Source organism: Dehalococcoides sp. (assembly GCF_041654235.1).
GTDB classification, from domain to species: Bacteria; Chloroflexota; Dehalococcoidia; order Dehalococcoidales; family Dehalococcoidaceae; genus Dehalococcoides; species Dehalococcoides mccartyi_B.
Genome location: NZ_JBAZDW010000055.1, coordinates 1 through 8,450 on the forward strand (window position 1 = coordinate 1; position 8,450 = coordinate 8,450).

The following is an 8,450-nucleotide window of genomic DNA, read 5'->3' on the forward strand; positions in this document are numbered from 1 at the left end:
TATGTATTTCATGGCCCGTCAGGGGTGGGTAAAAAGCGGATGGCTCTCACCTTTGCCCAAGCACTAAATTGTCAGGCTTCACCGCCACCCTGTCAGGAATGTTCGGTTTGCGGGCGCATTTTGTCCGGAAATCACCCTGATATTATCCACCTGGAGCTTCTTTCGGCTGAAGATGCGTCTGACGGCAAAGCTAAAGCTGAAATAGGTGTCAAACAGATAGAAGATATCCAGCATGCCGCCAGTTTGCCCCCATTTGAAGGTAAGTACAAGGTTTTTATTATCCATCAGGCAGAAAAACTTTCACTGGAGTCTTCAAACCGTCTTTTAAAAACACTGGAAGAAACCGGTTCCCAAAATATATTTATTTTACTTACCGCTGATAAATCGCTCCTGTTACCCACAGTAATTTCACGTTGCCAGATTCTGGAATTAAGATACGTTGAGATAAACCTTATCCGTGAGGCTCTGCTCAAGCAGGGTTTAGATGCGGAAAAAGCAGAGCTTCTGTCCCACCTCAGTCACGGCAGGGTGGGCTGGGCTATGGAAGTGGCTTCGTCTCCTGAAATACTGGAAGAACGTAAGGCAAATATTGAAAAAATCATATGGATACTGGGGCAGGACGAAGAAGAACGCTTTGATTATGCCTCAGATTTATCAAATCTGTTTGGTCAAAACCGCACGGCGGCTGAAGCTATACTGGATATGTGGCTGGACGTATTTAGAGATATGCTTCTCCTGAAGGCTGATGCCAACCAAAACATGACTAATATTGATTATAAAGATATACTATACATGGCCTCAGACAAACTTGGGCTTACAGACATACGTATAGCTATAGATAATATACTCAAGACCGAAGACCGGTTGCGGGCGAATGCCAATCCTAGACTTTGTCTGGAAGTGCTGATGCTCAGTTTACCCTTTGTAAAGGAAGGAACTGTAAAAAATGGTTGATATTGTAAAGATACGCTATAAACAAGCCGGCAAGATATATTACTTTGACCCGGCCGGTTTTGAACTTTACCCGTATGATTGCGTAGTGCTGGAAACCAGCCGGGGTGAAGAACTGGGCTGGGTGGTTGCCTCTCCCTCCCAAGTGGAAGAAAGCAGTCTGGAACAGCCCTTGAAGCCGGTTATACGTCTGGCTACCGCTGAAGATATGAACCGTGAACGCCAGCTTGAAGAAAAGAACCAGAGTGCGGTTGCGGAATGTATAGAGCTGGTAAGCAAGCTTAATTTGCCTATGAAACTTATACGGGCGGAATACAGCCTGGACGAAAATCACGTAACCATTTATTTTTCAGCCGAAGACAGGGTGGATTTTCGGGAACTGGTCAGGGAAATATCACGCAAGCTGAGAGTCAGGGTGGAGCTTCGGCAGATTGGTCCGCGTGATGAGGCCAAGATGGTGGGCGGTTACGGAAGGTGCGGACGGGAACTTTGTTGCTGCAGTTTCCTGAGTGAGTTTGACCCGGTGTCTATAAAGATGGCCAAAGAGCAGAATCTGCCGCTAAATCCCCAGAAGATTTCAGGTGTTTGCGGAAGGCTTCTTTGTTGTTTGGACTATGAATATGAAACCTACAAGGCAGCCAAAGCCAAAATGCCCAAGGACGGGCTGAAAGTATCTACTCCGGTGGGTAAAGGCGAAGTGGTTGGCGGTAATCCCCTTGAAGAGATGGTATTTGTCCTGCTGGAAAGCGGAGCTAATGCCGAGGTGGCTTTAAAAGATATTCGCCCTGATAAAGAAGGCCGCCGCCCTGATGCCCCGTTACACCACTAGTTTCGGTTCATCTCCCAGCCCAAGGTAAGGCCGCCATTCATGGCGGATATTGGCGTTTGCTCTGGGTAGCGAATACCCGTAACGATACTGTGGCACTCCCGGAGTGCACATAAGCTTCATATGAGCCTGTTCAGGAGTGCGCCCGGCTTTATGGCGGTTGCAGTGCAGGCAGGCGGCTACTACGTTTTCCCAAACATGAGGCCCTCCCTGATGCTTGGGGTTAACATGGTCTATGGTCAGTTCCAGATCTTTGCGTCCGCAGTACTGGCAGGTGTGTTTGTCACGGCTGAATATCTCAGCCCGGTTCAGTTTGGGGCGGAGCGGCGGGTGTTTTATGAGGCAGGATAGCCGTATGACTGAGGGCAGAGCGAAATGGTCTTTTTCAGAGTGCCAGAAGCCTAGGCCATCTTCCAGCATTTCGGCTTTGCTCTGGTACACAAGCAAAACAGCCCGCCGTATATGGCATACGTTTAGTGGCTGGTAATCCTGGTTCAAGACCAGTACCTGATGGTTGTCCATCAAACACCGCTTCTCCCGAAAAGATTATGCTTATTCTAAACAAAATCCTACAGCAGGGCAAGTCTGTTCGCTTAGCGTTGGGGGCGGGTGGTCCTCATACGGGATACAGGGCGCTGCTTCTGTTGCCCGGTACTGTCACAGCGGAAGTTGGGGGCGGTAATGTTAAATACCATACTTATCTGGGGGTCAACGAAGCGCGAGCTTATGGCCACCTCTATTTCACTCAGCTGGCATCTGGTAGTAATTACGGTGGCCAGACGGCGGTTATAGCGGTAATTTATTACCTGATAGAGTTTTTCCTGCGCCCAGGGAGTGCTGGACTGTTCCCCGAAATCATCCAGTACCAGTAGTTTGGCGTTTTTAACCGCATCAAACATCTGGTCATATGAAGTTTTGCTTTCAGGACTGAAGGTGGAACGCAGGTGGTCTAAAAATTCGGGCACAACCACAAACATGGCAGGTTTGCCCTGGCGGTAACGTTCATTGACAATGGCGGATGCCAGATGGGTCTTGCCGCAGCCCGTTTCCCCTTGAAACACCAACCAGCTTTCCGGATTTCGGGAAAAATCCAGTGCCAAGTTATAGGCGGCATCTATATTCTGGCGTTGTTCCGGAGTCAGGTTTGACCGCTTGTGGTCATAATTTTCAAAGGTCATTTTCTTTTGAAGTGCCAATGCATTATCCCAGCGGTATTCCAGACTGTCCTCCGGGTTTGGGGCAACTGTGTATATTTTAGATATGGATTTATCCAAAAGACGGCTCTGGATACGGGGATCAAGCTCATTTATGGGGGTAGACAGAGTGATAATGGTGGGTAACTCCTGACTAAAGCGGTAAGTGAGCAACTGGTCAAGTTTTTCTTTTGACCATTCCGAACCACTCTGGACGGTCAGGTCATCTATCACTAACAGGGGGGCATTTTTGAGTATATCAAAGCTCTGGCTGTAACCGGCATCACTGTCAGGCTCAAAAGATTTTTTTAGGTCATCTATCAGTTCGGATGCTCTTTTGTAGAGAACCGGCTGTCCCGTGGAAAGGCGTCTGTTGGCAATGGCGGCAGCCAGATGGGTCTTGCCCGCACCGCTTGGTCCGGTGAAAACCAGCCAGCCGGTGGGGTTGGAGGCGAAATCCAGAGCTGCCTCGTAAGCCTGTTTAAATGTGTCCTGACTGTGGGGTTCGTCAGTCTTGCCCAGAGAATTCAGCTTTTCAAAGGTATACTTATACAAGCCTCCCAGACAGCTATATGTCAGCAGGCGTTTTTCCCGGTCTGCACCGGATTCGGACTGGGTACACTGGCAGGGGACTACCCGGCTGAAATCCGTTACCCCTTCGGCTGAAACAGGGTATACGAATTTAGCCCCTTTACATAACGGGCACAGGTTTTCTTCGGCCGCCTTTACCGCCTTACCTTTGGACGAGGTGGTCGTACAATTGGCCTTTGTATTTATCTGTTTCCCCAGTATTTCCTTTATGTGTTCCACTGTTTTTTCCCTGACTTGACCAATTTTCCAGTATTCGTTCTATATAGCGCCAGTTGTGTTTATTCAGGCTGACAGCCTCTTTTATGGCTTCGGCAATCCATTCTTCGGGATACAGCTTTTCAGCTTCTTTCAGATTGTCTGCCAGCATGGGGGTCAGCAAACCTATATTCTGTTCGTAAAGTTTAAATATATTGGGTTGTCCGGTTTTGCCGGTTATTACTTCTGCTGTTACTTCTTTTAAACCGGGTAAAGCCAGACTGCCATTTTTTATTTTTTCCACTACGGCTGTATCAGCTTCAGTATTAATAAAATAAAGCTGGTGGTTGTGTTTTCCGCTTTTCAGTTCCAGCCCCAGCAGGGTTCCCCGTTCCACCGCCATTTTGAGGGCTTTCTCCAGTGATTGCAAGCTTTCGTTTGGGGTTTTGCCCAAAGTGTTCATCAGGGTTTCTTCTGCCCCCAGTTCGGCCAGAGTGGTGTATCTGGGGTAGCCCTTTTTGGCCTGAACAAGGCTGAATACCGCTAGACTTACCTTAAGTTCTGCCGGGTCTTCAATCAGCGGCGCTACCCGGTGGATAAAATAACGGGATACGGGAGTAAACTCCTGTCTGACAGGGACGGGCGGCGGGTTACTCATAAGAAGCTGGGCTCCGTACTTGACCCCAGATTTTCAAAACGGGTCAGGTCATGGCGGAAGCGGCACTTTACAGTACCGATAGGGCCGTTACGGTGTTTAGCTATTATGATATCTGCGATTTCACGCGGGTATTCCTGATCCGGGTGAAGGTTTGCCCATTCCTCTTCTTTATAATAAAACTCGTCACGGTATATAAATACCACTATATCCGCATCCTGTTCAATAGAACCTGATTCACGCAAATCTGAAAGCTGAGGCTGATGGGATGAGCGGAACTCCGGGGCACGGGAAAGCTGGGAAATGGCTATAACCGGCACATTCAGTTCGCGGGCAATGCCTTTTAGTGAGCGCGAGATATAGCTTATTTCCTGTACCCGGTTTTCTTTGGTATTGCCTTCACCCTGAATGAGCTGAAGATAGTCCACAATAATAAGGTCTATATTTTGTTCGTAGCGTAGCCGCAGGGCTTTACTGCGTATTTCGGCTACCCTTATCTGGGGCGAATCATCTATAAAAATGGGTGCTTCGGAAAGTACGCCGATGGCATCCATTATTTTGCGTTCTTCATCAGGGTTGCTTTCATTCAGGCGGATGGAACGGGAATTTACGGCGGCTTCATTGGAGAGCAAACGCTGTACCAGAGACTCCCGTGACATTTCCAGACTGAAGATAGCGGTGCAGGCTCTCTGTTCAACCGCTGCATTTCGGGCGATATTCAGAGCAAGAGAGGTTTTGCCCATGGAAGGGCGTCCGGCCATAATAATAAGGTCTGAACGCTGAAGCCCGCCTAAAAAGGTATCCATACCGGTCAGCCCGGTAAGCACATGGGGAATAGCCTGATAGCCCTCACTGCCGGGGGCAGGTACGGGTTCAAAATACTTGTCTAAAATATTTTTAATATGGGTAAAGCCCAAGCTTGAGCGTTCATGGCGAAGGCGGAATAGCAGGTCTTCGGCTTTGCCCAGAGAATCCGAGACATCAGGGTCGGCTTTGAAACCCAGTTCGCTTATTTTCTGCCCGGCGTCAATAAGCTGGCGCATAACCGAAAGGCGGTAAACTATGCGGGCATAATGTTCAATATCCAGGGAGGTGGGTACTACCGAAACCACATGGCTCAGGTAGGCTGACCCTCCGCATTTTTCCAGCTTGCCCAGCCGTTCCAGTTCCTGGGCTACGGTAACCTGATTGATGGCATCACTGCGGCCGTACAAGGACATGCAGGCCTCAAAAATAAGGCGGTTGGGTTCGGTGAAGAAATCCTGCGGCTTCAAGATGGGTATGATATCAAAAATAGCCTGCCCGTCTATCAGCAAGGAACCGCTTACCGACTCCTCGGCATCTACATCGTATGGCGGCAGCTTGGAATCAAGCAACTAAGTATTCTCCTCAGCAGTGACTGCCAGATTTATCTTGGAAGACAGGTCTTTGTTAAAGCGGATAACAACTTCATAGTTGCCCAGCTGGCGGATAGGTTCAGCCAACTCCAGTTTGCGCTTGTCTATGGTCTTGCCAGTTTGTTTTTCAATCTCAGCGGCAATCACAGTTGTAGTTATCTGCCCGTAGAGTTTGTCTTTTGCTCCGGTTTTAGCTTTTAGATTTACCTTGGCTCCGTCCAGATTTTTAGCCAATTCTACCATTTCAGCTTCAGCCTTGGCTTTGCGGCGTTCTTCCGCTGCCTGTTTGGCTGCAATCTCACTCTTTACTGCGGCAGAAGCCGGCATGGCCAGTTTGTTAGGTATAAGATAATTTCGGGCATAGCCGTCATTTACTTCTTTTATATCTCCGGTTTTTCCTCTGCCGGGTACATCTTTCAGAAAAACAACCTTCATGCCAACCCCTTTTTAATTTACTATTATACTGGAAAAGCGGAGTAGTTTTGTACCCTTAAATAATTAAATTTACAGGTCAAGATACCGCTTGGCGGAAAGAGCGGCAACCGCTCCGTCTCCGGCAGCGGATATAACCTGCCTTATTGAGCCGCTTCGGATATCACCGGCAGAGAGTATGCCGCTTACTGACGTTTCCATCTGGTCATTTACCAGAATACTGCCGTTTTTGTCCATATCCACCACCCCCTTCAGGTAGGTGGTATTCGGCTGTAAGCCCACGGCTACAAAGAGTCCGTCTATCGGCAGGGTGGAGGTTTTTAGGGTCTTCAAGTTATTTAGGCTGAGTGACTGAATACTATCCTGCCCGTTTATGGAAGTGACTACGGTATCCAGCACCAGTTCAATATTGCTTTTGTTTTTAGCTTTATCCATTAACACCGCATCTGCCCGGAAACCTTGGCGGCGGTGAATCAGGTAAACTTTTTTGGCAAACTCGGACAGGTGAAGGGCTTCGTAAAAGGCCATATTACCGCCTCCCACTACCGCAACAACCTTGTCATTGTAGAAAGGGGCATCGCAAGTGGCACAGTAGGAGACTCCCCGCCCGGAAAACTCCTCTTCTCCGGGCACTTCCAGTTTATTGCGTTCGGTCCCCCCGCAGATAATAATACAACGTCCGCTCAGGCCGCCTGTTTCAGTGACAACCTCAAAGTGGTCTTTGGTTTTATGAATGGCATTTACTTCAGCCGAAGTTATCTCCACTCCGTATTTTTCGGCCTGTATTTGCATCTGCTGGGTCAGGTCAAAACCGGTGATGCCCTCCGGAAAGCCGGGGTAGTTATCCACTTTTTCCGAACGGGTTATTTGCCCGCCTACAAAAGCACGTTCAATAACCAGTGTCTTTAGCTTTGACCGTCCGGTATACAAGGCAGCAGTTAGTCCGGCCGGGCCGCCACCTATAATTATTACGTCATACAGGAGTGTTGACATTTTTGGGGTCTCCTTCCGTGCCTGCTTTAGTACGGGACTTGATATCTTCGGCAATCAGCTTGTCCACGCCTTTTTCAGCAGTGCGTTTGGCCAGCCCGATGGCATTTTTTATTGCCCGGGCGTGGCTTCGTCCATGAGCAACTATGATGGTTCCTTTTACTCCCAGTAAGCAGGCACCGCCACATTCTTCAAAATCCATACCTTTTACCATAGAGCCCAAGCCCACGTCAGCCAGCAAAGCCCTGCCCCGCAGGTGGGCGGCGCTGTCAATGGCGTGGCCTACTTTACGGACCTTAAGCAAAGCATCTCCCAGCCCTTCAAGGGTTTTAAGCACAATATTTCCGGTAAAGCCGTCCGTCACAATCACGTCAGCCTTGTTCAGGGATATATCATGCCCCTCTATATTGCCGATGAAGTTGAGCTTGCTTTTTTTAAGTAACTGGTGGGTTTCCAGTGTGAGTTTGGTGCCTTTAGCTTCTTCTTCACCGTTATTCAGTAAGCCTATTCTGGGGTTTTCGAGTCCCAACACCTGTTTGGCATATATATTGCCCAAATGGGCGAATTCATCCAGATGGTTGGGGCGGCACTCTGCATTAGCTCCCGCATCTATCAGCAGTGAAGGGATATGGGGGCGGGTGGTAATGATGGCACCCAGTGCAGGGCGTTCAACACCCTCTATTTTCCCAAGAATAAAAAAGGCGGCAGCCAGCACCGCACCGGTGTTGCCGGCAGAGATAAAGGCGTCTGCCTTGCCCTGTTTAACCAGAGAAGTGCCTATTACAATGGCTGATTGTGGCTTGCCTTTGATAGCTTCCACAGCGTGTTCATTAAAAGTTACGGTTTGAGGGCAGTGGACTATCTCTATGGGCAGTTTTTTCAGGTAATGCCCGGCATGTACATGGATAACCTCTTTTTTGCCCAGCAGGATAAGGCCTATTTTGTACTCCTGGGCAGCCTTGAGGGCACCTTTGATAATTTCCTTCGGGGCGTAGTCACCCCCGTCTACATCTACCGCTATTATCATTTATATCCTCTTAGAAAATTCATCTTAATAAAACCGGGACTATACTTTCTCCCGGAGAAAAGGGGTTTCAAACCCCCGAAAGTTGGTGGGCTTGGCAGTTGTATTTATATTCGTGTCCTGCCGAAGCAGTAAAGCCACACCCCATGCCCCGGTTATTTCCGGCCGGGGAGGGACTATCAGTGAAAAGCCCAGT

At 48.8% G+C, this 8,450-nt stretch carries 9 protein-coding genes; 2 read left to right on the forward strand and 7 right to left on the reverse strand.

Annotated features, from left to right (window positions below):
- Together WC259_RS06635 and WC259_RS06640 are read left to right on the forward strand one after the other, a co-directional pair.
- Nucleotides 1-954 (forward strand): ATP-binding protein (locus tag WC259_RS06635; RefSeq protein WP_372643744.1); only part of this gene is annotated, 954 nt, incomplete at its 5' end.
- Nucleotides 947-1,780, forward strand: coding sequence for a stage 0 sporulation family protein (locus WC259_RS06640; RefSeq protein ID WP_012984224.1), 834 nt, complete (start codon nt 947-949; stop codon nt 1,778-1,780). The genes WC259_RS06635 and WC259_RS06640, both read left to right, overlap by 8 nt.
- Here the strand turns inward: WC259_RS06640 and WC259_RS06645 are convergent.
- From WC259_RS06645 to plsX, 7 genes are all read right to left on the reverse strand, one after another.
- Nucleotides 1,769-2,299 carry an HNH endonuclease gene (locus WC259_RS06645; protein WP_011309054.1) on the reverse strand — a complete coding sequence of 177 codons (531 nt, stop codon included), beginning with the start codon at nt 2,297-2,299 and terminating at the stop codon, nt 1,769-1,771. The two genes, WC259_RS06640 and WC259_RS06645, sit on opposite strands and share 12 nt — an antisense overlap.
- Nucleotides 2,300-2,370: 71 nt before the next feature.
- The gene (locus WC259_RS06650; protein ID WP_012984225.1) at nt 2,371-3,780 is read right to left on the reverse strand and encodes an ATP-binding protein; all 1,410 of its coding nucleotides are present in this window, start codon (nt 3,778-3,780) and stop codon (nt 2,371-2,373) included.
- Nucleotides 3,704-4,414: a DnaD domain-containing protein gene (locus tag WC259_RS06655; protein WP_011309056.1), complete on the reverse strand. Its 711-nt coding sequence runs from the start codon at nt 4,412-4,414 to the stop codon at nt 3,704-3,706. The genes WC259_RS06650 and WC259_RS06655 overlap by 77 nt, the downstream gene beginning before the upstream one ends.
- On the reverse strand, nt 4,411-5,787 hold the full coding sequence (gene dnaB / locus WC259_RS06660) for a replicative DNA helicase (RefSeq protein WP_011309057.1): 1,377 nt from the start codon (nt 5,785-5,787) through the stop codon (nt 4,411-4,413). Before dnaB ends, WC259_RS06655 begins: the two co-directional genes overlap by 4 nt.
- On the reverse strand, nt 5,788-6,243 hold the full coding sequence (gene rplI, locus WC259_RS06665; protein ID WP_011309058.1) for a 50S ribosomal protein L9: 456 nt from the start codon (nt 6,241-6,243) through the stop codon (nt 5,788-5,790). It lies immediately after the preceding gene.
- Nucleotides 6,244-6,312: 69 nt separating this feature from the next.
- Nucleotides 6,313-7,233, reverse strand: coding sequence for a thioredoxin-disulfide reductase (gene trxB, locus WC259_RS06670; RefSeq protein WP_011309059.1), 921 nt, complete (start codon nt 7,231-7,233; stop codon nt 6,313-6,315).
- Complete coding sequence (gene plsX / locus WC259_RS06675) at nt 7,214-8,257, reverse strand: phosphate acyltransferase PlsX (RefSeq protein ID WP_061977161.1); 1,044 nt, start codon at nt 8,255-8,257, stop codon at nt 7,214-7,216. Before plsX ends, trxB begins: the two co-directional genes overlap by 20 nt.
- Nucleotides 8,258-8,450: the final 193 nt, after the last annotated feature.